The sequence below is a fragment of the Bacillus paralicheniformis genome (assembly GCF_002993925.1).
GTDB lineage: Bacteria > Bacillota > Bacilli > Bacillales > Bacillaceae > Bacillus > Bacillus paralicheniformis.
The window spans coordinates 2,427,593-2,450,634 of the sequence record NZ_CP023665.1 but is presented as its reverse complement, the minus strand read 5'-3'; the positions used below and the strand labels follow the sequence as shown (position 1 = coordinate 2,450,634).

The 23,042-nt window shown below is 48.2% G+C and carries 26 protein-coding genes; 25 read left to right on the top strand and 1 reads right to left on the bottom strand.

Annotated features, from left to right (window positions below):
• Positions 1-215 precede the first annotated feature (215 nt).
• The 18 genes from trpE (at position 216) to ypjB (ending at position 16,170) form a co-directional block, all read left to right on the top strand.
• Entirely contained in the window at positions 216-1,763 is a 1,548-nt protein-coding gene (trpE, locus tag CP943_RS12485) for an anthranilate synthase component I (RefSeq protein ID WP_025811223.1), read from the top strand.
• On the top strand, positions 1,735-2,751 hold the full coding sequence (trpD, locus tag CP943_RS12480) for an anthranilate phosphoribosyltransferase (protein ID WP_105981044.1): 1,017 nt from the start codon (positions 1,735-1,737) through the stop codon (positions 2,749-2,751). Before trpE ends, trpD begins: the two co-directional genes overlap by 29 nt.
• Positions 2,744-3,502, top strand: a complete 759-nt coding sequence (gene trpC / locus CP943_RS12475; protein WP_105981043.1) for an indole-3-glycerol phosphate synthase TrpC — start codon at positions 2,744-2,746, stop codon at positions 3,500-3,502. The genes trpD and trpC overlap by 8 nt, the downstream gene beginning before the upstream one ends.
• On the top strand, positions 3,502-4,158 hold the full coding sequence (locus CP943_RS12470; protein WP_025811224.1) for a phosphoribosylanthranilate isomerase: 657 nt from the start codon (positions 3,502-3,504) through the stop codon (positions 4,156-4,158). The genes trpC and CP943_RS12470 overlap by 1 nt, the downstream gene beginning before the upstream one ends.
• Complete coding sequence (trpB, locus tag CP943_RS12465) at positions 4,139-5,365, top strand: tryptophan synthase subunit beta (RefSeq protein ID WP_023857444.1); 1,227 nt, start codon at positions 4,139-4,141, stop codon at positions 5,363-5,365. Before CP943_RS12470 ends, trpB begins: the two co-directional genes overlap by 20 nt.
• Complete coding sequence (trpA, locus tag CP943_RS12460) at positions 5,334-6,137, top strand: tryptophan synthase subunit alpha (protein WP_026579384.1); 804 nt, start codon at positions 5,334-5,336, stop codon at positions 6,135-6,137. The genes trpB and trpA overlap by 32 nt, the downstream gene beginning before the upstream one ends.
• A 9-nt stretch (positions 6,138-6,146) precedes the next feature.
• Positions 6,147-7,232, top strand: coding sequence for a histidinol-phosphate transaminase (gene hisC, locus CP943_RS12455; protein ID WP_105981042.1), 1,086 nt, complete (start codon positions 6,147-6,149; stop codon positions 7,230-7,232).
• Positions 7,233-7,286: 54 nt separating this feature from the next.
• The gene (locus CP943_RS12450) at positions 7,287-8,402 is read left to right on the top strand and encodes a prephenate dehydrogenase (RefSeq protein ID WP_105981041.1); all 1,116 of its coding nucleotides are present in this window, start codon (positions 7,287-7,289) and stop codon (positions 8,400-8,402) included.
• A 10-nt stretch (positions 8,403-8,412) separates the two neighbouring features.
• A complete protein-coding gene (aroA, locus tag CP943_RS12445; RefSeq protein ID WP_020451946.1) occupies positions 8,413-9,699 on the top strand; it encodes a 3-phosphoshikimate 1-carboxyvinyltransferase in 1,287 nt (428 codons plus the stop codon).
• Between the two features lie 232 nt (positions 9,700-9,931).
• The gene (locus CP943_RS12440; RefSeq protein WP_105981040.1) at positions 9,932-11,206 is read left to right on the top strand and encodes a tetratricopeptide repeat protein; all 1,275 of its coding nucleotides are present in this window, start codon (positions 9,932-9,934) and stop codon (positions 11,204-11,206) included.
• Positions 11,207-11,274: 68 nt separating this feature from the next.
• Positions 11,275-11,814, top strand: a complete 540-nt coding sequence (locus tag CP943_RS12435) for a ReoY family proteolytic degradation factor (protein ID WP_020451944.1) — start codon at positions 11,275-11,277, stop codon at positions 11,812-11,814.
• Positions 11,815-11,896: 82 nt separating this feature from the next.
• On the top strand, positions 11,897-12,343 hold the full coding sequence (locus tag CP943_RS12430) for a YpiF family protein (protein ID WP_025811228.1): 447 nt from the start codon (positions 11,897-11,899) through the stop codon (positions 12,341-12,343).
• A gap of 146 nt (positions 12,344-12,489) precedes the next feature.
• Positions 12,490-12,996 carry a QcrA and Rieske domain-containing protein gene (locus CP943_RS12425; RefSeq protein ID WP_105981039.1) on the top strand — a complete coding sequence of 169 codons (507 nt, stop codon included), beginning with the start codon at positions 12,490-12,492 and terminating at the stop codon, positions 12,994-12,996.
• Positions 12,997-12,998: 2 nt separating this feature from the next.
• Positions 12,999-13,673 (top strand): menaquinol-cytochrome c reductase cytochrome b subunit, encoded by a 675-nt coding sequence (gene qcrB / locus CP943_RS12420; protein ID WP_003182952.1) that lies wholly within the window; start codon positions 12,999-13,001, stop codon positions 13,671-13,673.
• A gap of 32 nt (positions 13,674-13,705) precedes the next feature.
• Positions 13,706-14,473, top strand: coding sequence for a menaquinol-cytochrome c reductase cytochrome b/c subunit (locus CP943_RS12415; RefSeq protein WP_020451942.1), 768 nt, complete (start codon positions 13,706-13,708; stop codon positions 14,471-14,473).
• A 35-nt stretch (positions 14,474-14,508) separates the two neighbouring features.
• Complete coding sequence (locus CP943_RS22455) at positions 14,509-14,658, top strand: hypothetical protein (RefSeq protein WP_164468298.1); 150 nt, start codon at positions 14,509-14,511, stop codon at positions 14,656-14,658.
• A 52-nt stretch (positions 14,659-14,710) separates the two neighbouring features.
• Entirely contained in the window at positions 14,711-15,295 is a 585-nt protein-coding gene (gene lhaT / locus CP943_RS12410; protein WP_025811229.1) for a lipoprotein heptaprenylglyceryl N-acetyltransferase LhaT, read from the top strand.
• A gap of 74 nt (positions 15,296-15,369) precedes the next feature.
• A complete protein-coding gene (ypjB, locus tag CP943_RS12405; protein ID WP_023857434.1) occupies positions 15,370-16,170 on the top strand; it encodes a sporulation protein YpjB in 801 nt (266 codons plus the stop codon).
• A 44-nt stretch (positions 16,171-16,214) separates the two neighbouring features.
• Here the strand turns inward: ypjB and CP943_RS12400 are convergent, their stop codons facing one another.
• Complete coding sequence (locus CP943_RS12400; protein WP_023857433.1) at positions 16,215-17,087, bottom strand: YitT family protein; 873 nt, start codon at positions 17,085-17,087, stop codon at positions 16,215-16,217.
• Positions 17,088-17,224: 137 nt separating this feature from the next.
• Here CP943_RS12400 and CP943_RS12395 point away from each other — a divergent pair, with 137 nt between their 5' ends.
• The 7 genes from CP943_RS12395 to CP943_RS12365 are packed head-to-tail and all read left to right on the top strand — an operon-like array spanning position 17,225 to position 22,808.
• Complete coding sequence (locus tag CP943_RS12395) at positions 17,225-17,563, top strand: nucleotide pyrophosphohydrolase (RefSeq protein ID WP_023857432.1); 339 nt, start codon at positions 17,225-17,227, stop codon at positions 17,561-17,563.
• A 12-nt stretch (positions 17,564-17,575) separates the two neighbouring features.
• Positions 17,576-18,379, top strand: coding sequence for a 4-hydroxy-tetrahydrodipicolinate reductase (gene dapB / locus CP943_RS12390; protein WP_020451937.1), 804 nt, complete (start codon positions 17,576-17,578; stop codon positions 18,377-18,379).
• A 19-nt stretch (positions 18,380-18,398) separates the two neighbouring features.
• Positions 18,399-18,812, top strand: a complete 414-nt coding sequence (gene mgsA / locus CP943_RS12385; RefSeq protein ID WP_020451936.1) for a methylglyoxal synthase — start codon at positions 18,399-18,401, stop codon at positions 18,810-18,812.
• Positions 18,805-19,506 carry a bacillithiol biosynthesis deacetylase BshB1 gene (bshB1, locus tag CP943_RS12380; protein ID WP_020451935.1) on the top strand — a complete coding sequence of 234 codons (702 nt, stop codon included), beginning with the start codon at positions 18,805-18,807 and terminating at the stop codon, positions 19,504-19,506. Before mgsA ends, bshB1 begins: the two co-directional genes overlap by 8 nt.
• Positions 19,506-20,687 (top strand): N-acetyl-alpha-D-glucosaminyl L-malate synthase BshA, encoded by a 1,182-nt coding sequence (gene bshA / locus CP943_RS12375; RefSeq protein WP_105981038.1) that lies wholly within the window; start codon positions 19,506-19,508, stop codon positions 20,685-20,687. Before bshB1 ends, bshA begins: the two co-directional genes overlap by 1 nt.
• A complete protein-coding gene (locus CP943_RS12370; RefSeq protein ID WP_020451933.1) occupies positions 20,647-21,840 on the top strand; it encodes a CCA tRNA nucleotidyltransferase in 1,194 nt (397 codons plus the stop codon). The genes bshA and CP943_RS12370 overlap by 41 nt, the downstream gene beginning before the upstream one ends.
• The gene (locus CP943_RS12365; RefSeq protein WP_020451932.1) at positions 21,825-22,808 is read left to right on the top strand and encodes a bifunctional biotin--[acetyl-CoA-carboxylase] synthetase/biotin operon repressor; all 984 of its coding nucleotides are present in this window, start codon (positions 21,825-21,827) and stop codon (positions 22,806-22,808) included. The genes CP943_RS12370 and CP943_RS12365 overlap by 16 nt, the downstream gene beginning before the upstream one ends.
• Positions 22,809-23,042: the final 234 nt, after the last annotated feature.

Genomic DNA, 23,042 nt, shown 5'->3' with positions numbered 1-23,042 from the left:
TGTGTATGGGGTTTTAGTTTAGAAAAGCTGAGTATGAGACTAGGGTAGATTGAGAATGAGCTGAGATGAGCTGAGTTGAGACAAAACGTTTATTCATTCTACCCAAAAGACGCTGTTCTTTTGGGTTTGTTTCGTTTTCCCCTCTTCAATTCAATCATTTGTCCTCTAAAGGCCTTCTTCTCATTCTCTCCGCCTGAATAAGGAGTGAGAGATTGTTGAGTCTGCAAACCGATTTTGCCTCTTTTTCAGAGGATACTTCACACTTTAAAACAATACCGATAATTGAGAGTTTTTCCGTCGATACGCTGACGCCCGTTCAATTGGTCGAGAAGCTGCAGGAAAACATCGTGTATTTGCTGGAAAGCCAGGATGAAACCTCTGCATGGTCAAGATATTCTTTCATCGGTCTGGACCCCTTTTTGACGATCAAAGAAGAATGCGGCCGGTTTCACGCCTGCGATCAAAAGCAGAAAAAGCTATATTCAGCTTCACAGTTAAAAGAAATTCTCGAATGGATGTCGGAGACATATTCGATCAAAGCGCCTGAGCTCGACATCCCGTTTACAGGGGGAGCGGTCGGCTATTTAAGCTATGATTTAATGCCGCTCATTGAACCGTCCGTCAAAGGGCACAGCAAAGAAACGGAGATGGAAAAATGCCTCCTGTTTGTCTGCCGGACGATGATCGCCTATGATCACGAGCTGAAAAAGCTGCATTTCATCCACTATGCAAGGCTTGAAGGCAGTGAAACAAGGGAGGAGAAACAGCGCATTTTTAAAAAGGGGAAAGAAGAGCTCAAACAGCTTACACAAAGGCTGTCAGGCCGGAAAACGACGAAAGAGCTGTTTCTCCCGCAAGGACGGCACACGGCCCCCAGCTTTAAAGGGGTTCAATCAACATATGAGAAATCCCGGTTTTTGGCCGATGTTAATCGCTTGAAAGAGTACATTAAAGCGGGAGACATTTTTCAAGGCGTCCTTTCGCAAAGGTTCGATATTCCGGTGAAGGTCAGTTCTTTTGAGTTATACAGAGTGCTGAGAATGGTCAACCCGTCCCCGTACATGTACTACATGAAGCTTCCTGACCGCGATCTCGTCGGAAGCTCGCCTGAACGCCTGATCCATGTTCAAAACGGTCATCTTGAAATTCATCCGATTGCCGGCACGAGGAAAAGAGGCGGTGATCAGGCTGAAGATAAGCGGCTCGAAAAAGATCTTTTAGCTGATGAGAAAGAAAAAGCGGAGCACTACATGCTCGTCGATTTGGCGAGAAATGATATCGGCAGAGTAGCTGAGTACGGATCTGTCCAAGTGCCCGAGTTTACGAAAATCGTTTCCTTTTCACACGTCATGCACATCATTTCGATCGTAACCGGCTCGTTAAAAGCGGGCGTTCATCCGGTAGACGCTTTAATGAGCGCATTTCCGGCCGGAACTTTGACCGGCGCTCCGAAAATCCGCGCGATTCAGCTTTTAAATGAACTTGAGCCCGAACCGAGGGAAACATATGGGGGATGCATTGCTTATATCGGATTTGACGGAAATATCGATTCATGCATCACGATCCGGACGATGAGCGTGAAAAACGGAGTGGCGTCCATCCAGGCCGGAGCAGGCATCGTAGCCGACTCCGTGCCTGAAAAAGAGTGGGAAGAGACCTGCAATAAAGCGGGGGCTCTGTTAAAAACGATTCAAATCGCTGAAGAAATGTTTCTCGAAAAGGGGGAGGACGGCAATGAACGAACTGCTGAAATCATGCGTTAATGGAGGAACAATGAATGAAACCGAGGCACACAGCATCATGCGTGACATGATGACCGGCTCGCTGAGCGCCGCGGAAATTGGAGGCCTCCTGTCCGTTCTCGCCTACAGGGGAGAAACGGCTGAAGAGATTGCGGGATTTATCAGAGCCATGCGGGAGCAGGCGCAAACAATAAACGGGCCGGAAGATGTTGTTGATACGTGCGGAACCGGAGGAGACGGAAGCTCCACCTTCAACATTTCCACAGCGGCGGCGATCATCGCTTCATCAGCCGGGGCAAAAATCGCCAAACACGGTAATCGTTCCGTTTCTTCAAAAAGCGGGAGCGCTGATGTTCTCGAATATCTCGGCGTTTCAATTCAGACGTCGCCTGAAGAAACGATTCAGAGCATTGAACGCCGCAATATGGGATTCCTCTATGCGCCAAGCTATCACTCTTCCATGAAGCACGTGGCCGGCGCAAGGAAGGATTTGGCTTTTAGAACCGTATTCAATCTGCTCGGCCCGCTCAGCAATCCAATGAAAGCCAAGCGCCAGGTGATCGGCGTCTACTCGATTGAAAAAGCAAAGCTCATGGCCCGCGCACTTGAAGCGTTTGAACCGGAACACGTATTGTTTGTATCGAGCCGGGACGGTCTTGATGAACTGTCGATCACATCGCCGACAGATGTGATTGAACTGAAAGGCGGCAAAACATACGAATACACCGTTGAGCCTGGCGATGTCGGTCTGCCGTTCGGCAGCATAAGCGACATTCAGGTGGCGACGCCTGAAGAAAGCGGCCGTCTCATCGTCGATATTTTGAAAAACCGCGCTCCGGATTCGGCTGTTCATATCGCAGCGTTTAATGCCGGAGCCGCTTTATACGTCGCAGAACAGGCGCCGGGTTTAAAAGAAGGCGTTGCACTCGCTTTAGAAGCTGTTGCAAGCGGTGAGGCGCTTGATCAGCTGGAACGATTAAAACAGAAAGAGGAAGAGTTGTATGCTTAATCAAATTATTGATAGAAAACGAGAAGACATTCTGAAAATCGAACTGCCGGAAGATTTGAAGCTGCCAAAGCGGTCATTTAAAAAGGCGCTTCTTTCTCCTAACCGGTTTGTCGCTTTAATTGCGGAGGTGAAAAAAGCTTCACCGTCAAAAGGTGTGATTCAGGAAAACTTTGAGCCCGTACAAATCGCTAAACAGTACGAACAGGCTAAAGCCGACTGTTTGTCTGTTCTGACAGATACACCTTTTTTTCAAGGGAAGAACAGTTATTTGTCAGATGTGAAACGCTCGGTTTCGCTGCCAGTACTGCGCAAGGATTTTATCATTGATTCCATTCAGGTTGAAGAAGCGGACCGCATCGGAGCGGATGCGATCCTGCTGATCGGAGAAGCGCTTGAACCGCAAAAGCTGTTTGACCTCTATCAGCAAGCTGCTGAAAAAGGTATGGATGTGCTTGTCGAAGTTCATGGCGAAGAGACGCTTGAAGGTATTTTAAATGTCTTTACACCCGAAATCATCGGCGTAAACAATCGAAATCTAAAAACCTTTGAAACATCCGTCGGGCAAACGGAGCGTATGGCAAAACTCGTTCCGTCAGGTACCGTTCTTATCAGCGAAAGCGGCATCGGACAATCGGAAGACCTCGCTTTTGTAAAAGCGTGCGGAGCCCGGGCTGTGCTAGTCGGCGAATCGTTAATGAGAGAGCCGTCACAGCTGAAGGCTGTCCATGCGTTATTCGGAGAGAACGGATGATGGAGAAACCGGGCTTAAAATATTGCGGGATTCATTCATTGGAAGATTTAAAGGTGACAGCCCGCTCGAAAGCCGATTACCTCGGATTTATTTTCGCCGAAAGCAGACGGTCGGCAGACCCGGAGGATGTGAAACGCTGGTGTGGCAAAACGGATACAGCGGGTAAAAAGCTTGTCGGCGTCTTTGTTAATGAAAATATTTGCAGAATAGCAGAAATCGTAAAAGATGCCGGTTTGGACGTGATCCAGCTTCACGGAGATGAAACAGAGGCAGACATCAAGCGGCTGAAAAGCATGACAGACTGCGAGATTTGGAAGGCGCTCCACCATGGGGATGATACCGTTCAGCGCATGGCATCTTTCGCACCTTACATCGACGGGTATGTCATCGACTCGTCTGTTAAAGGGCTCAGAGGAGGAACGGGCGTTTCGTTTTCGTGGGACAGCGTTCCGATGTATAAAGATGCAGCGCAAAGAGAAAGAAAGCGACTGTTTATCGCCGGGGGCGTGAACCCGGACACAATCGCGGATCTTTTAAAGCGGCGCCCGCCGGGAATCGACCTGGCAAGCGGAATTGAAGAAAGAGGCAGGAAAAGCGAAAAGCTGATCGGCCTTTTAGAAGAAAGGATGTTCGAACATGTATTCATATCCGAATGAACAAGGCAGGTTTGGTGATTTTGGCGGGAAATTCGTGCCGGAAACACTCATGCAGCCTTTGGAAGAAATCGAAAAAGCGTTTCTTGAACTGAAAGACGACCCCTCGTTTCAAAAGGATTATCAAAAGCTTTTAAAAGACTACTCAGGCAGGCCGACGGCTTTGACGTTCGCTGACCGGCTCACAAAGCAGCTGGGCGGAGCGAAGATTTATTTAAAAAGAGAAGATTTAAACCATACAGGCGCCCACAAAATCAACAATGCCCTCGGCCAGGCTCTGTTGGCCAAGAAAATGGGGAAAACAAAGCTCATCGCTGAAACCGGCGCAGGGCAGCACGGCGTGGCTGCGGCGACTGTCGCTGCAAAGTTCGGCTTGTCATGCATTGTCTTTATGGGTGAAGAAGATGTTGCCAGACAATCGCTGAACGTGTTCCGGATGAAGCTCTTGGGAGCGGAGGTCGTTCCGGTGTCAAGCGGAAACGGGACATTAAAAGATGCTACAAACGAGGCGATCCGTTACTGGGTTCAGCATTGCCAGGATCATTTTTACATGATCGGTTCCGTCGTCGGGCCGCACCCGTATCCTTATATCGTCCGTGAATTTCAACGGATGATCGGCGAAGAGGCGAAAGCGCAGTTTTATCAATTGGAGCAAAGCCTCCCCGATAAAGTTGTCGCCTGTGTCGGAGGCGGAAGCAATGCGATCGGGATGTTCAGCGCATTCATTGAAGAAACTGTTGAACTGATCGGAGTCGAAGCTGCGGGAAAAGGTGTCGACACCCCCCTTCACGCGGCAACGATCACAAAGGGTACAAAAGGCGTTATCCACGGTTCTTTGACCTACTTGATTCAAGACGAGTACGGACAGATCATTGAGCCTTATTCCATCTCAGCAGGCCTTGATTATCCGGGGGTCGGCCCCGAGCACGCTCATCTTCATCAAACAGGGCGCGTCACATATGAATCTGTCACTGATGATGAAGCGGTCTCGGCATTAAGGCTGCTGACAGAGACAGAAGGCATTTTGCCGGCTATTGAATCCGCCCATGCATTGGCAAAAGCATTTGACATCGCTAAAGAACTGCCGAGAGAGAAAAGTGTTCTCGTCTGCCTTTCAGGCAGGGGAGACAAAGACGTCCATACCTTGATGAAGGTGTTGGAAGAAGAGGTGAATCAAGATGTTCAATCTGAAAAAACAGCCGTCCGATAAGTTATTTGTTCCGTTTATTACAGCGGGAGACCCGCTGCCTGAAATCTCGATCGAGCTGGCGAAATCCCTTCAAGAGGCGGGGGCGTCCGCCCTTGAACTCGGGGTTCCGTATTCTGATCCGCTCGCTGACGGCCCGGTGATTCAGCGCGCGTCCAAAAGGGCGCTTGACAACGACATGAACATCGTAAAAGCGATCAGGCTTGGCGGTGAAATGAAAAAAAACGGCGTCCATATTCCGATTATTCTCTTTACGTATTATAATCCTGTGTTACAATTAGATACAGATCACTTTTTCGCTTTACTGCGACAAAATCGGCTAGACGGACTCCTTGTACCGGACCTTCCTTTTGAGGAAAGTGTATATTTGCAGCAGCAGTGTAAAAAACACGGGATTACCTATATTTCGCTGGTCGCGCCGACAAGCGAATCGCGCATTCAAAAAATAACGCAGCAAGCGGAAGGTTTTGTGTATTGCGTTTCTTCGCTCGGTGTGACAGGTGTGCGCAATGAATTCGAAGATTCTGTTTCTTCATTTATCAGGTCAGTTAAAGGAATGAGCTCCGTCCCGGTTGCCGTTGGGTTTGGGATTTCCAGCTCCAAACAAGTGGAGATGATGAATGAACTGGCGGACGGCGTTGTCGTGGGAAGCGCCCTTGTCAGAAAGATCGAAGAGCTGAAAGACGAACTCATCGCCCCTGAGACAAGGGAACAAGCCTTAAAGGCGTTTGAGGCATACGCTAAGACATTTAGCGGATCGTACATGGTAAAATGAGGTGACAGAATGTTGCAAATTAAAGAACAGTTAAAACAATTAACGCCTTACAAGCCGGGCAAACCGATTGAAGAGGTCAAAAAAGAATTCAACCTCGACCGGGTCGTCAAGCTCGCTTCAAATGAAAATCCTTACGGCTGTTCGGAAGCGGCAAAAGCAGCGCTCCAGACTGAAGTGCAGCAAATGGCTCTCTATCCTGACGGCTATAGTGCGGCATTAAGAACAAAGCTTGCCTCCCATCTCGGCGTAAACGAAACGAACATCATCCTTGGAAACGGAACGGACGAAGTCATTCAAATTATTTCCCGCTCTTTGTTGGATCCTGCATCAAACACTGTAATGGCGAATCCGACATTTTCACAATACAAGCACAATGCTGTCATCGAAGGAGCGGAAGTCAGGGAAATCGGCCTGCTTGAAAACGGCTGCCACGACCTGGATGCAATGCTGGAGGCGATCGATGAACAGACGAAGGTTGTCTGGGTTTGCAGCCCGAACAATCCGACCGGAACGTATGAATCCGGCCGCAACCTGATCCGTTTTCTTGAAAAAGTCCCGGAACATGTCCTTGCTGTCGTCGATGAAGCTTATTACGAATACGTAACGGCTCAAGACTACCCTGAGACCATTCCGCTTTTGGAACGCTTTTCGAACTTGATGATTCTCAGGACGTTTTCAAAAGCTTACGGTTTAGCGTCTTTGAGGGTCGGCTATGGGATTGCCTCTGAACAGCTGATTCAGGCGGTTGAGCCGGCGAGACAGCCGTTTAATACAAACCGGCTCGGCCAGGCTGCCGCGCTTGCCGCGCTGGGCGATCAGGCATTTATCGACGATTGCGTGAAAAAAAACAATGAAGGGCTCAAACAGTACTACGATTTCTGTGATGAGCACGGGCTAAATTACTATCCTTCACAAACGAACTTTGTGCTGATCGATTTTAAACGGAATGCAGACGAACTTTTCATGGATCTGCTGAAAAAAGGCTATATCGTCAGATCGGGGAATGCGCTCGGCTTTCCGACATTCCTTAGAATATCGGTCGGTACGAAGGAACAGAACGAAGGCTTGTTGAAAACGTTAGCCGGCATGTTGTAAGAGGTGATGATTCAGTCACCTCTTTAGTCTATTGATGAACTTAGGTGATAAAAAATGACTCAACCAAATGAAACGATTTTATTGGCCGGTTTGGGCTTAATCGGCGGTTCGATCGCCCTTGCCATCAAAAAGGAACACCCCGGCAAACGGATCATCGGGTTTGACGTGTCAGAAGAGCAGGCAAGAGCTGCACAAAAGCTTGGCGTTATTGATGCTCCGGCTGTTTCTTTTTTAGAAGGGGTGAACGAAGCATCAACCGTTTTTTTAGCGGCGCCGGTCGAACAGACGCTTCACATGCTTGATGAACTTGCCGCTTCAGGCATCAGAAAAAAGCTGCTCATTACAGATGTCGGCAGCACGAAACAAAAGGTCGTCAGCCATGCCGAGAAAGTGCTGCCGGATGAATACAGGTTTATTGGGGGCCATCCGATGGCCGGATCGCATAAATCGGGCGTCGCAGCCGCCAAAGACTTCCTTTTCGAGAACGCGTTTTACATTTTGACGCCTTCCGGCTCCGCCGGCAAAGAAGCGGTTGCTTCCTTAAAAGATCTGCTCAAAGGAACAAATGCAAAGTTTGTGGAAATGTCTCCGGCTGAACACGACGCCGTTACAAGCGTGATCAGCCACTTTCCGCACGTCGTAGCGGCCAGTCTCGTCCACCAGACCGTCAAATTCGAAGATCATTATCCGCTCGTCAAGCGTTTTGCCGCAGGGGGCTTCCGCGATATTACGAGAATTGCCTCAAGCAGCCCGGCGATGTGGCGCGATATTCTTTTGCACAATAAAGATAAAATATTGGAACGGTTTGACGAATGGAAATTTGAGCTGGACAGAATCCAGTCTTTTATCGAAAATGAAGATGCAGACGGGCTGTTTGAATTTTTTCGGCAGGCCAAGGAATACCGCGACGGTCTGCCTTTGCGGCAAAAAGGCGCGATTCCTTCCTTTTACGATCTTTATGTCGATGTCCCCGACCATCCCGGGGTCATCTCGGAAATTACGGCGATTCTCGCTGACGAGAAAATCAGCATTACGAACATCCGGATTATTGAAACAAGGGAAGACATAAATGGTGTTCTCAGAATCAGCTTTCAGTCCGATGAAGATCGAAAACGCGCCGAAAAATGCATTCAAACCCGTGCAAAATATGAAACATTTTATGCTGATTGAGGTGGAACACATGAAAAGAGGAAAAATCAGTTCACTAAAAGGAGAGCTTCATATTCCGGGAGATAAATCCATCTCTCATCGCTCTGTTATGTTCGGAGCCATAGCAGAAGGGAAAACTGTCATCAAAAACTTTTTGCCAGGAGCTGACTGCTTGAGCACGATCGCCTGCTTTCGGAAAATGGGTGTGGAAATCGAACAGAATGGCAGTGATGTCACCGTCCTCGGCAAAGGGCTCGATCAGCTGGCTGAACCTGCGGAACTCCTTGACGTGGGGAATTCCGGAACGACGATCAGGCTGATGCTCGGCATTTTGGCGGGACGCCCGTTTCACAGTACAGTCGCCGGCGATGAGAGCATCGCCAAAAGGCCGATGAAGCGTGTCACAGAACCGCTTCGAAAAATGGGAGCGAAAATCGACGGCCGCGCCGGAGGGGAATATACACCGCTCTCTGTCCGCGGCGGACATCTGGCAGCGATCGATTTTCAGTCGCCTGTTGCAAGTGCGCAAATCAAATCTGCCGTTTTGCTTGCAGGTCTGCAGGCCGAAGGCGCCACAACGGTGACGGAGCCTCATAAATCAAGAGACCATACGGAACGGATGCTGTCAATGTTCGGTGTCAGCCTTCAGGAAGATGAAACAAGCGTAACAATTGAGGGCGGGCAGCAGCTGAAAGCGGCCGAAGTCTTCGTGCCGGGTGATATTTCATCAGCTGCGTTTTTCCTGGCAGCGGCTTCCCTAGTTCCTGACAGTGAAGTCGTGCTTCGCAATGTCGGACTCAATCCGACCAGGACGGGAATCATCGATGTCTTGAAAGAAATGGGGGCCGATCTTGAAATCGAAGAAAAAAATGCCGGAAACGCCGAGCCGTACGGCGATCTGAGAATCAAAACGTCCTCTTTGAAAGCCGCTGAGATTTCGGGCGATTTGATCCCGCGCCTCATCGATGAAATACCGATCATCGCTCTTCTCGCTACACAAGCTCAAGGAACGACGGTCATCAAAGACGCGGCTGAGCTCAAAGTAAAAGAAACGAACCGAATCGATACCGTCGCCTCAGAGCTGAAAAAAATCGGTGCGAACATCGAGCCGACAGAAGACGGGATGAAGATTCACGGCAGGACGCCTCTTACAGGCGGCGCGAAAGTCTCAAGCCACGGGGACCACCGGATCGGAATGATGCTGGGAATCGCCGCCTGCATCTGCGAGCAGCCGATCGACATTTTACAGCCTGAAGCTGTGAGCGTCTCATATCCTTCGTTTTTTGAACATATTGAAAAGCTTGCAAAAAAAGCCTGAAGCCTTGTGCTCAGGCTTTTTCAGCCCGGAAAATCATGAAAGCCGGGCGTTTGATCATAAAACGAATGTCTCCCGCATAGCTTGTCTTAACAGAATCAATCTGCTTCATACAGGTGTGCGGGCAACATATTTGCCGGAAGCCGCCGCGTGAATTATGATAGTAAGTAACTCACCGCGATATGCCGGCTGATACGGCAGGCGATGAATTGACGAAAGAAAGGGACGTTTAGATTTGAATACTTCGATTCAAGAAGCCATAAAATTAGTTGAAGCAGGCCACCCGGAAAGCGGATTGAAAAAGCTTGCTGATATCGAGTCTGACCTTCATGATGAAGACAAAGCCATAGTAGCTCAGCTGTATTACGAATGGGGCATTGTCGATAAGGCTATCGCCATCGCGAATGATCTCCATGAACTGTATCCGGATGAAACGGAACTGACATGCTTTTATGCCGAACTCCTCATCGAAACCGACCAGGAAGAAAAAGCGCTGAGCGTGCTCGAAACGATTCCGGAAACAGATGAAGCGTACCCGCAGTGCCTGCTTTTAATGGCTGACCTCTATCAGATGCAGGGTCTGTTTGAAGTCAGCGAGCAAAAGCTGTTAAAGGCCCAAGCCATTTTGCCGGATGAGCCGATTATCGATTTTGCCTTGGGAGAGCTGTATTTCACTCAGGGAGCTTACGGCAAAGCGGTCCGTCAATTCAAAAAAGCGGCCGAAGAAGAAGCCGTCATCGGCGGCGTCAATGTGTACCAAAGGCTGGCGGAATCATTAAGTTCATCCGGCGCGTTTGAAGAAGCGCTTGAATGGTATGAAAAAGCCGTCAAGGAGAACCCGGAGCCCAACACACTGTTCGGGTTTGGTTTTACGGCGCTGAAAGCGGGGTATCCTAAAACTGCGATTAAACAACTGACAGAGCTGAAGGAAATGGATCCTGCTTATTCTTCACTTTACAAGCCTCTGGCAAACAGCTTTGAAGCAGAAGGGCTTTATGAAGAAGCATTTGAAACGGCAAAAGAAGGAATCCGCTTCGATGAATTCAACAAAGAGCTTTATCTTTCTGCTGCAAAAGCAGCCTTAAAAACGAAAAGGCATTCGGAAGCGAAAGAGCTGCTTCGTGAAGCGCTGGCGCTGGACCCCGGATTTCTGGAAGCCGTCCATACCCTGCTTGCCCTGTTTCTTGAAGAAGACGACGATGAGAGCATTATTGAACTTGTACAGGAAGTGCGCAAATACGGAGAGGATGATCCGAAGTTCAGCTGGCATCTGGCATCGGCGTTCGCCCGGACAGAGGTGTACGACAAGGCGCGTGAGGAATATGAGAACGCATTTTTGCACTATCGGGATGACGCCGATTTCCTTTACGAATATTCAATGTTTCTGCTAGAAGAAGGACGGCGAAAAGAAGCGCTGCCTATGCTGAAAAAACTGGCAGAGCTCGACCCGGCAAACGAGGAAGTCCAGGAGACGATTTTCAGAATCGAAGATGAAAATTCCTTTGAATAAGCAGGATATGATCGGTTTGTGTGGAATTTATAAAGTAATACACAAGATGCGATAGAGGAGGGAATAACATGCAGACCCCTGTTTCTGTCAATGAAAAAAAAGATTTTATCCGCTGGTTTCTCAACCATTATCAGCTGAAACGAAGAGAGTGTGTATGGATTCTGAATTATTTAATGAGCCATGACTCGCTGATGGAAAAAGTGCATTTTGTCGAGCAGGCCGAATTTTGTCCGAGGGGCATTATCATGTCTACCCACTGCGTTGAGGAAGTGCCTTTTCGTTTTTATAAAGAAAATGTCATGACGACCGATGCAGAAAAATCATTTCATGATATCAGGCTGAATAAGCAGCAGGATCTCTTTATCCAGCTGAACTTCCGCTCAGCCTATAATTCTCCGGAATATGCGGCGGTACTCGAAGCCAACCCCCATATTCCGAAAGACCTATATGAAAATGAAAAAGATAAAATTGTCGCTGAACAGATTTTGGAGCATTCCATTTCCACTTTTCAGAGACAAAAGCTGCTGCGGGAAATCGATGAAGCGCTTGACCGCCAAGATAAAGAGAGCTTCGAAAAACTAGCTAAACAACTGAGCCAGCTGCGATAATCCGCTGCCAATCAAGCCTTGCCGAGAGCAAGGCTTGTTCAGCTCTGGAGAAAGCGCTGTCAAAACGAGGAGGCCGGGAGCCGTGAAATGGAATACGCACGATGCGGATATTTACTTGAACGCGAAAGAATACATCGATACAGCTGTCATCCCTTTAATATCGGTTAATTTGGGAGATCAGTTTAAATCGGCCGTATCAAAAGGGGAATTTACGTCTATACTTGCAGAAGAACTTGAAAGGCAGCTGAAGGGCAGAATCTATTTGTTTCCGCCCTGTACATATTTAGATGCGAATGAAAAATCGGCGCAGCATATCGCCGATTTAAAAGAAATGGCCGGAAAACATTTTCGCCACATCGTTTTTTTAACGACGGATGAACGCTGGAAGCAGGTGCTCGAAAGCGAGCAAAAGCTGCTGTGGGTTCCGGCGATTCCTCTCGAACATATGAAGGATTCGTTAAAGCAGAAGCTGCTGGAAGACCAAATTGAGCAAATATTGAACATTTTGTTACAATATTGGAACTCTTAATAAAAACACTTACATTTCCTTTGTATAATGATTTTGGGAATGTTGACCTTCCTAAAATATTGATATATTATGAGGGTGTCCTAGTTTCATGAATTTTTTTCTATTTCAGTTATATTGTAGCTGGGGACTTGAGGGGGGATATGAAGATGAGCGAAAAAAGACATCGGGTATCCAGACGTCAGTTTTTAAACTATACGCTGACCGGAGTCGGCGGCTTTATGGCGGCGGGGATGCTCATGCCTATGGTTCGCTTCGCGCTCGATCCGGTTTTAAGGCCGACTGAAGATCAGGACATGGTTCAGGTTGTCAGCGTTGATGAACTGACAAATGAACCGCAGCGCTTCGATTTTAAAATCAAACAAGTGGATGCCTGGTACGAATCGGAAGAATCGAGATCAGCGTGGGTTTTCAAAAGTGGGGACGAAATTGTAGCTTTATCACCGGTTTGTAAACATTTGGGGTGTACGGTCAACTGGAACAGCGATCCTAAAAATCCGAATAAGTTCTTTTGTCCGTGCCATTACGGACTTTATGAAAAGGATGGTACCAACGTGCCCGGAACTCCGCCGCTTGCTCCTTTGGACCGCTATGAGCAAGAGGTTAAAGACGGCTACCTTTACTTAGGGCAAGCCAAGCCGAGGAAGGATGGGTGATCATGCTAAACAAAATTTATGACTGGGTGGACGAAAGACTTGACATTACGCCGCTCTGGCGGGACATCGCCGACCATGAAGTTCCTGAACACGTGAACCCGGCTCACCATTTTTCAGCTTTCGTGTACTGCTTCGGGGGATTGACGTTTTTCGTTACGGTGATTCAGGTGCTGTCCGGCATGTTTTTGACGATGTATTACGTTCCGGATATTAAAAACGCCTGGGAATCTGTTTATTATTTGCAGAATGAAGTGGCGTTCGGACAGATTGTAAGGGGAATGCACCACTGGGGTGCAAGCTTGGTCATTGTGATGATGTTTCTTCATACGCTCAGGGTTTTCTTCCAGGGGGCCTATAAGAAGCCGAGAGAGCTGAACTGGATTGTCGGCGTTTTGATCTTCTTTGTCATGCTCGGTTTAGGTTTTACAGGCTACCTTTTGCCTTGGGATATGAAAGCTCTGTTTGCGACAAAAGTAGGTTTGCAGATTGCTGAGGCGACGCCGCTGATCGGCTCGGAAATTAAAACGCTGCTTGCCGGTCATCCGGATATTGTCGGCGCTCAGACGTTGACGCGCTTTTTTGCCATACACGTCTTTTTCCTGCCAGCCGCTCTGTTCGGACTGATGGCTGCACACTTTATCATGATTCGCAAGCAAGGAATTTCTGGGCCGCTGTAAGCGAGCGACTCAATTGAGAAGGAGGGGATGGCATGAAGAGGGGAAAAGGGATGAAGTTTGTCGGTGATTCACGGATCCCGGCGGAAAGAAAACCGAATATTCCAAAAGATTATTCCGAATTTCCAGGGAAAACGGAAGCGTTTTGGCCGAATTTCCTGTTGAAAGAATGGATGGTCGGGGCGGTTTTCCTTGTCGGTTTTCTCGTGCTGACCATCGTGCATGAGCCTCCGCTCGAGCGGATGGCAGATCCGACCGATACCGGCTACATACCTTTGCCAGACTGGTATTTTCTATTTCTTTACCAATTGCTGAAATACGAATATGCTGCCGGGCCGTATACGGTGGTCGGCGCAATTATTATCCCGACAATTGCATTCGGAGCGCTATTATTGGCACCGTTTCTTGACAGAGGCCCTGAAAGAAGGCCGTTTAAACGCCCGGTTGCCGTAGGGTTAATGCTTTTGGCAATTTCAGCGACGATTTTCTTAACATGGCAGTCCGTTGTCACCCACGACTGGGCTGCTGCTGAAGAGCAGGGTAAGATCAAGGAAGAGGCCAATATAGATACGAGTGCAGCAGGGTATAAGATTTATCAGGAGCAAGGCTGTATTTCGTGCCATGGAGACAACATGCAGGGAGGAGCGGCAGGCCCGTCTCTCGTTGACAACGGCTTGTCTCCGGAAGAGATTGCGAAAATCGCCAAGGAAGGAAAAGGCGAAATGCCTGCTGGCGTTTTTAAAGGATCTGATAAAGAGCTTAAAGAACTGTCTAAATTCATCTCCGAAACAACGGCGAAATAAAACGGTTGTCAAGTTGATGAAGGCAGGCTATACTCTTGATAGAGCTGAAGCTGACGCCAAGTCAGCCTCTCGGGCTGTCGACGATGTCGATGGCCTTTTCAATTTTGACCGCTGCTGATCGTGAACCGTACGGAAGCCGGAAAGGCCGCTGCTTCTTGGCGCACGTTTCTGCGGTCAGTCTGTGAAGCTGACTCGGCGGTGGCTTTTTTTATTTAAAGAGACTGTGAGTTGATTGCTTTGAAACTGATTTCCTACATGCTCGCTCAAAAGCCGCTGCTTCTGCTGCTTTTGATCATTAATTTCTTCGGTACGGTTTACGGGTATTACTGGTACCTTCCGCAGCTGACGAATACGCCTGCGAAATTTCTGATTTTCGTTCCCGACAGCCCGACGGCGACATTGTTTTTTTTATTTGTTCTCATCGGACTTTTATTGGGGAGGAATGCTCCTCTCTTTGAGGCGCTTGCGCTTGTTACGCTCGTCAAATACGGGCTGTGGGCGGTTGTGATGAATATTCTTGTGCTTGCGGTGTCCGGAAGCCTCCATTGGACGGGCTATATGCTGATCGCGTCGCATTTCGCAATGGCTGTGCAAGGCGTGCTGTACGCCCCTCATTACCGGTTTAAAGGGTGGCATTTGGCGCTTGCGGCTGTTTGGACGCTGCATAATGATGTCATTGATTACTTGTTTGGCATGATGCCGAATTATTCAATGCTCGATCAATATATGCCGCAGATCGGCTATTTTACATTTTGGCTCAGTATCGCTTCGATCGCTTTGGCCTATTACTTGATTTTGTCCCGGAAAGCTTTTAAGCTTTAACACGGATTCACAATCTAGGTCTAACCTTGTCCCTCTCTTCATACGCTTTAATAGAAGGAGTGGGAGGGACCGTAATGATACGAAAGGTGATCCTTTGCATGATGCTTGCGCTTGTTTTTCCTGCGGCCGGTTTAAAAGCGAAAGAATCATCGGCTTTGCAGGAATTGACGGAACTGTCAGATACGGTATTCCAGCTAACAAGGCAGTCTCAATATGAGGAAGCGGTACAAATTCTTCAATACTTTGAAAAACGGCTGAAAGCAGCGGAGAATGGGGAAACAGAGGGTATTATGACAGGCTCGGAAATCCGCCAGGTCAGTCTGGCCTACCATGATACGCTGAAAAGGCTGGAAAGCGAAGATGTCGCACAGCAGGAGAAATTTAAAGCCGCTGCCCAGTTTAGAATGCTGATGGACGCCATAGAATCTGACCATGATCCGCTGTGGAGCAGTTTGAAAAAGCCGATCATGGATTCTTTCAGCGCTTTGAAGGCCGGGATTCAGAAAGAAGACAACCTGACATTCAGGGAAAAGTGGAATCATTTTTTATCCTTGTATGATACGATTTATCCAAGCTTAACGATTGATGTTTCGCCAAAGCAGTTAAAAAGCGTCTCCAACCATATTGCAGTCGTGGAAAACGGGGGCTTTCAGCAAATGACGGAAAGCAGCAAGCTGGAAAGGCTGACGCTTTTGGAAAAAGATTTGGAAGATGTGTTTGATCAAGTAGAAGAAGATGATGCAGACCCTTCACTGTTATGGGTCATCCTGACGACAGGAAGCATTATCCTCTCGACGCTGACATATGTCGGTTTCAGAAAGTATAAAGCTGAAGAGGACAGGCGCAGAAAAAGAGAAAAAGATTGGCCGAAATAAGAAGCTCCGCTGATCGCGAGCTTCTTTTTTTTGCTGACCTTCAATCAGCGTGTGATGGGATTTTTGTTCTCATCAAGCGTAAACCCTTCTCCCAGAACGTCGTGTACGTCGCTTACGGCTACAAAAGCGTGCGGGTCGACCGAGGTAATCACGTTTTTCAGCTGGAAAACCTCATTTTTCGGAACGACGCAGTAGAGAACGTCCCGCTCTGTTTTCGTATATGACCCCTGACCTTTTAAAACCGTGACGCCTCTTTCCATTTCTTCAATGATTTTGCGCTGGATCTGGTCGTTCTTTTCAGAGATGATGGTGGCGCCTTTTGCAGCATAACCGCCTTCCTGCATAAAATCGATGACCTTTGAGGCGACAAATACGGCAACAAGCGTGTACATCGCTTCCTTATAGGAGAGGTAAAAAATAAGGGATAATGTAATGACGCAGGCGTCAAACACAAACATGGCTTTGCCCATCGGCACTTGAAAATATTTGTTGATCAGCCGCACAATAATATCGACGCCGCCCGTCGTTCCGCCGTATCTGAAAATAATGCCCAATCCGGTACCGATAAACACGCCTGCAAAAAGAGCCGCGAGCGCAAGATCGTTTTGTAGCGGCATATGAATCTGGAAGCGCTGAAAAATCCATAAAAACACCGACAGACTGACTGTGCCGAGAATGGTATATGAGAAGACCGTTCTGCCGAGGAGTTTCCAGCCGATGAAGAAGACCGGGATGTTCAGCACCAGATTGGATATGGAAGGATCGATGTTAAACAGGAAATAAAGCAGCAGGGTAATGCCGGTAAAACCGCCTTCCGACAAGTTGTTCTGCATATTAAAATGAACGAGTCCAAAGGAAAAAACAGCGGCGCCTGCTAAAATGAACAGGACGTTCTTCATTCTGATGTCTCCGAACATAAAAAAACTCCTTTCCTTCCATAAGCTGGCGTTAATATTATAGTGTATCCGTTTTAAAACAGCAAACCCGTCTTAAACATTTGTCAAACTTGTTTGAATTCGCTAACATGTAAGAGATGACAGGAGGTTTTGTCAGCATGACGAAAGAAAAAACGATGAAAGATATACAGCGTGAGGTTGACGAATATATCGGCCAGTTTAAAGAAGGCTATTTCAGTCCGCTTGCCATGATGGCCAGGCTGACGGAAGAGCTTGGCGAACTGGCGAGGGAAATCAACCATCATTACGGTGAAAAACCGAAGAAAAAAACCGAATCAGAAAAAAAGATCGATGAAGAAATCGGCGACGTATTGTTCGTTTTAGTTTGTCTTGCGAATTCGCTTCATATATCATTGGATGAAGCGCATGATATGGTCATGGAGAAGTTCAACACCCGTGACAAAGACCGCTGGACAAGAAAAGAAGAAGGAAAGTAGAGGAGAATCAAGATGCAAAAGGAGACCATTAAAATCGCAATAGCAGGACCGCGCGGAAGAATGGGAAGCGAAGCGGTCAAACTTGTTGAAGATACCGCACATTTTGAGCTTGTCGGTGCAATCGACCGTACATATAACCGTGAAAAGCTGTCAGACGTGATGATATCAAGTTCAGAAGCCGTCATTTACACCGATATTACCGAATGCTTTTCAGAAACGGCTCCGGACGTTCTAATTGATTTGACAACGCCGGAAATCGGCAAGCTACATACAAAAATCGCGCTGGAGCACGGCGTCCGTCCTGTTGTGGGAACGACAGGATTTTCTGAGAGTGACTTGAACGAGCTTATGGAACTGACCGACGAGAAGGGGATCGGAGCCATCATCGCGCCAAACTTCGCGCTCGGAGCCGTGTTGATGATGAAGTTTTCGCAAATGGCTGCCAACTATTTTACCGATGTCGAAATCATTGAACAGCACCATGATCAAAAGCTTGACGCACCAAGCGGAACGGCCTTGAAAACGGCGGAAATGATTTCGGCTGTTCGCGAAGCGAAAATGCAGGGGCATCCGGATGAAAAAGAAATTCTGCCGGGAGCAAGAGGAGCCGATCAAAACGGAATCCGTCTCCACAGCGTTCGTCTGCCGGGATTGATCGCCCATCAGGAAGTGATGTTCGGCGGAGACGGCCAAACCTTGAAAATCCGTCATGATTCATACAACCGCGCATCTTTTATGTCTGGTGTGAAACTGGCTGTTGAACAAGTGATGAAAATCGATCAGCTTGTCTACGGCCTTGAAAATATCATAGAGTAACAAGAAGGGGGAAATCGCTTTGAAAATCGCCTTAATTGCCCATGACCGAAAAAAACAGGACATGATTCAGCTGACGACCGCTTATAAAGATATTTTAAAAAAGCACGAGCTGTTTGCGACAGGGACGACCGGTTTAAAAATCACCGAAGCGACAGGGCTGCCCGTCGTGCGTTTTCAATCGGGACCGCTTGGCGGAGACCAGCAGATCGGTGCTTTAATTGCGAAAAATGACATCGACCTTGTGATTTTTCTGAGAGACCCGCTGACGGCCCAGCCGCACGAACCTGATGTGTCAGCTCTTATCCGCTTGTCTGACGTTTATGCCATTCCGCTCGCCACCAATATGGGAACGGCGGAAATCTTGATCCGATCTGTCGAGGAAGGCGCGTTTGAATTCAGAAACATTGTCCACGGCGGGGATCGAGATGCTTGATATACTGGCTTTCGGCGCGCACAGCGATGATGTAGAAATCGGCATGGGAGGAACCATTGCCAAATATACTAAAAAAGGCTTTCAAATTGGCATCTGCGATTTAACCCAGGCTGAACTGTCTTCAAACGGAACAGTCGAAACGAGAAAAAGCGAAGCGGCGCAGGCGGCCGACATTCTCGGCGCCAGCGCGCGGATTTCCCTCACGCTGCCGGACAGGGGGCTGTTTCCCAGCCAGGAGGCGATCAGGGAAGCGGTTGCCGTCATTCGAAAACATAAGCCGAAGCTTGTCTTTGTCCCTTATCCGAAGGACCGGCATCCCGATCACGGGCATGCAGCGGAAATCGTCGAAGAAGCGGTCTTTTCCGCTGGAATACATAAATACGAAGATGCAGAAAAACAGCCGGCCCATAAAGTCCAAAACGTGTACTACTATATGATCAACGGTTTTCACAAACCCGAATTTGTCATCGACATTTCCGAAACGATCAATCAAAAAAAGGAAAGCCTTGCTGCTTATCAGAGCCAGTTCACCCGTTCCCGGCAGTCGGTTGAAACACCGTTGACGAACGGATATATTGAAACGGTCGAAGCAAGGGAAAAGCTTTTGGGAAAAGAGGTCGGCGTCGCATACGCGGAAGGGTTTTTTTCAAAGCGGACTCTTCTGTTAAACAACGATTTATTTGGGGGCGGATGATGAAACAGTTAAAAATCGGAATCACATGTTATCCGAGTGTCGGAGGATCAGGAATTATCGCTACCGAGCTCGGCAAGCTCCTTGCGGAAAAAGGACATGAAATTCATTTTATTACATCAAGTGTTCCGTACAGGCTCAATAAAGTGTATTCCAACATCTATTTTCACGAAGTCGAAGTCAATCAATATGCCGTGTTTAAGCACCCGCCGTATGATTTGGCTTTGGCCAGCAAAATGGCGGAGGTGGCGAAGCGGGAACAGCTTGATGTTCTGCATGCCCACTACGCGGTGCCTCACGCGATTTCCGCTTTTTTAGCGAAGCAAATGCTGAACGGAAACATTAAAACGGTCACAACGCTGCACGGCACAGATATAACCGTTCTCGGCTATGATCCGTCTTTAAAAGATCTGATCAAATTTGCGATCGAGTCGTCTGACCGCGTAACAGCGGTTTCTTCAGCTCTTGCCGCGCAAACGTACGATTTGATCAAACCGAACAAAAAAATCGAAACGATCTATAATTTTGTGGATGAGCGCGTGTATTTAAAAAAGCAGGAGCATCATTCGCTGAAAGAGCAGTACGGCATCGCCCCTGATGAAAAAGTGATCATCCACGTATCCAATTTCAGACAGGTGAAGCGCGTGCAGGACGTCATCCATGTCTTCAGCCGCATTGTCAAACGAATGAAGTCGAAGCTGATTCTCGTCGGCGACGGGCCGGAGATGACCGTGATCTGCCAGCTTGTCAGACAGCTCGGACTAAAAGATGATGTTCTTTTCCTGGGCAAACAGGACAGCGTAGAAGAGCTTTACGCCATCAGCGATTTAAAGCTGCTTTTGTCCGAGAAGGAAAGCTTCGGTTTAGTGCTGCTGGAGGCGATGGCCTGCGGCGTTCCGTGCATCGGCACCAATATCGGAGGTATTCCCGAGGTGATCAAAAACGGTAAATCCGGTTACTTGGTCGATGTAGGAGATATTGAATGCGCAGCTCGTAAAGCGCTCCATTTGCTGACTGATGAAAGCCTGCAGCGCCAGTTTGCGGAAGCGGCGCTAGAAAGCATCAAGGAGCGCTTTTCTTCCAGTAAAATCATCGCGCAATATGAAGAAATTTATCAACAATTAACAGACGGGGAGTGTGACAATGGAGGATCTCTTTTTGAAGGCTCTTCCTCTCCTTCGTGAGCTGAAAAAACACGGCCGGCAGGCCTACTTTGTAGGCGGATCTGTCAGGGATGCCCAAATGAACCGGGATATCGGTGATATTGACATCGCTACAGATGCATCCCCGGAAGAAATTGAAGCCATTTTTCCGAAAACCGTTGATGTCGGAAAGGAACACGGAACCATCATCGTCCTCTTTGAGGGAGAATCCTATGAGGTGACGACCTTTCGTGCAGAGCTTGAGTACGAGGATTACAGAAGGCCGAGCGGCGTTCAGTTTATCAAATCGCTGAAAGAAGACCTGAAGAGGCGGGACTTGACGATTAATGCTATGGCGATGGATGAACAGGGGAGACTGATCGACTATTTCGGCGGACTCCGCGACATCCGGGAAAAATTGATTCAAACGGTCGGCGACCCGGCGGAGCGTTTTCACGAAGATGCGCTACGCATGCTGCGGGCGCTCCGTTTTATGAGTCAGCTCGAGTTTGAGCTTTCTCCAAATACAAAAAAAGCGATTTGCGAAAACCGTCTGCTCTTGGCTCATATTTCTACAGAGCGGAAAACGGTTGAATTCGAAAAGCTTTTAAAAGGAAAAGCGGCGGACAGGGCTTTGGAAGCGGCGGCTGAAACAGGGCTTTACAAGGAGCTTCCGGGGCTGGACGGCAAAAAGGAGCGCGTTCTGGCTGCCCGTGCTTTTCCTTTTTACCAACTTCAAAAAAGAGCGGATATATGGGCGGCTTTCATTCACATGATATCACTCGATTCCGCTGAGGCTCACCGGTTTTTAAAAGGGTGGAAGCTTCCGGGGAAAGTCATAAAACAGGCGCTCCTGACGGCTGAACGAATCGATCAAAAATGGGATGCCGTCTCGATGTATGAGGCGGGGGAAGAGACGCTGCTGTCCGCTTCCGCCATCCGCAGCTTAAGGGACAAGCAGGCAATCGATGAAAAGCGGCTGGCTGAAATCAGACAGTCGTACCGCGCGCTTCCGATTAAAAGCCTGAAAGACCTGGCGGTGTCTGGAAGCGATTTGTTGAATTTCAGAAAGAAGCCGGCCGGGAAATGGGTGTCCGATGATTTGAAACGGATTGAGCGGGCCGTGTTAAGCGGGGAGCTTGCCAATCAAAAAAAAGCCATAGAGGAGTGGCTGGATTCATGCAGTCAAATTTAAGAAAGAAACTCATTCAATTGTTTACAGAGGCCGACGGCGAATTCATTTCAGGCCAGAAAATCAGCGAAGAGCTCGGATGCTCAAGGACCGCCGTTTGGAAGCATATCGAAGATCTGAGAAAATCGGGATATGAACTTGAAGCGGTCCGAAAGCTCGGCTATAAAATGATAAAAAAACCTGACAAAATCACCGAAGATGAAATCAGGCTCGGGTTAAAAACGAAAAAAATGGGACAGACCATCCATTTTCAGGATGTCGTCTCATCAACTCAAAAAATCGCCCATGAGCTAACAAACAACGGTGCGCCGGAAGGAACGATCATCGTTGCCGACAAGCAGACTGAAGGAAGGGGAAGAATGGCGAGAGCATGGCATTCCCCAGAAGGAAACGGCATTTGGATGAGCATCATTTTAAGACCTGAAATGCCCGTACAAAAAACGCCGCAGCTGACGCTTTTAGCCGCAGTCGCGATCGTTCAGGCAGTCGAAGAGCAAACCGGCATCGCAGCTGAAATCAAATGGCCGAACGATATTTTGATCAACCGCAAAAAAGTCGTCGGGATCTTAACCGAACTGCAGGCGGAAGCCGATCAGGTCCATTCTGTCATCGTCGGAATGGGGATCAACGTCAATCAGCTTGCTGGCGACTTTCCGGAAGAATTAAAAGAAACAGCGACAAGCCTTCGTCTCGCAAGCGGTGAAAAAATCGACAGAGCCGCTTTGATTCAAACGATAATGGCGACATTTGAAAAAAGGTATGAAGACTATCTCGCCTACGGTTTCGAGCCGATCAAGCTTTTATGGGAGAGCTACGCTTTGAGCCTGAACCGTGAATTGACGGCCAGGACGCTGAACGGAACGTTTCACGGCAAAGCGCTGGGAATAGACGAAGAAGGCGTCTTGATCCTGGAAACGAGTGACGGCATCAAAAAAATATACTCCGCCGATATCGATATAAATCCGTCATAGTTGGAAGGATCCATGCGTTTTTGGTATACTTCGGATGGGCAGTATCCTGTAGGAACTGCACCTGGAAAACATGCAACTGATAAAAAACAGTCTGCCTTGATCCAAAAAGGACTGGGACAGAGGGATGATTCTTGCCGAACACGGACGATTCGAAATCCTTCTTCTTGCCGGAAGGTTTTTTTGCTGTCCGAAAAGATGCACATGCAAGCACGGCAGCTCATCTCCTCTGAAAAA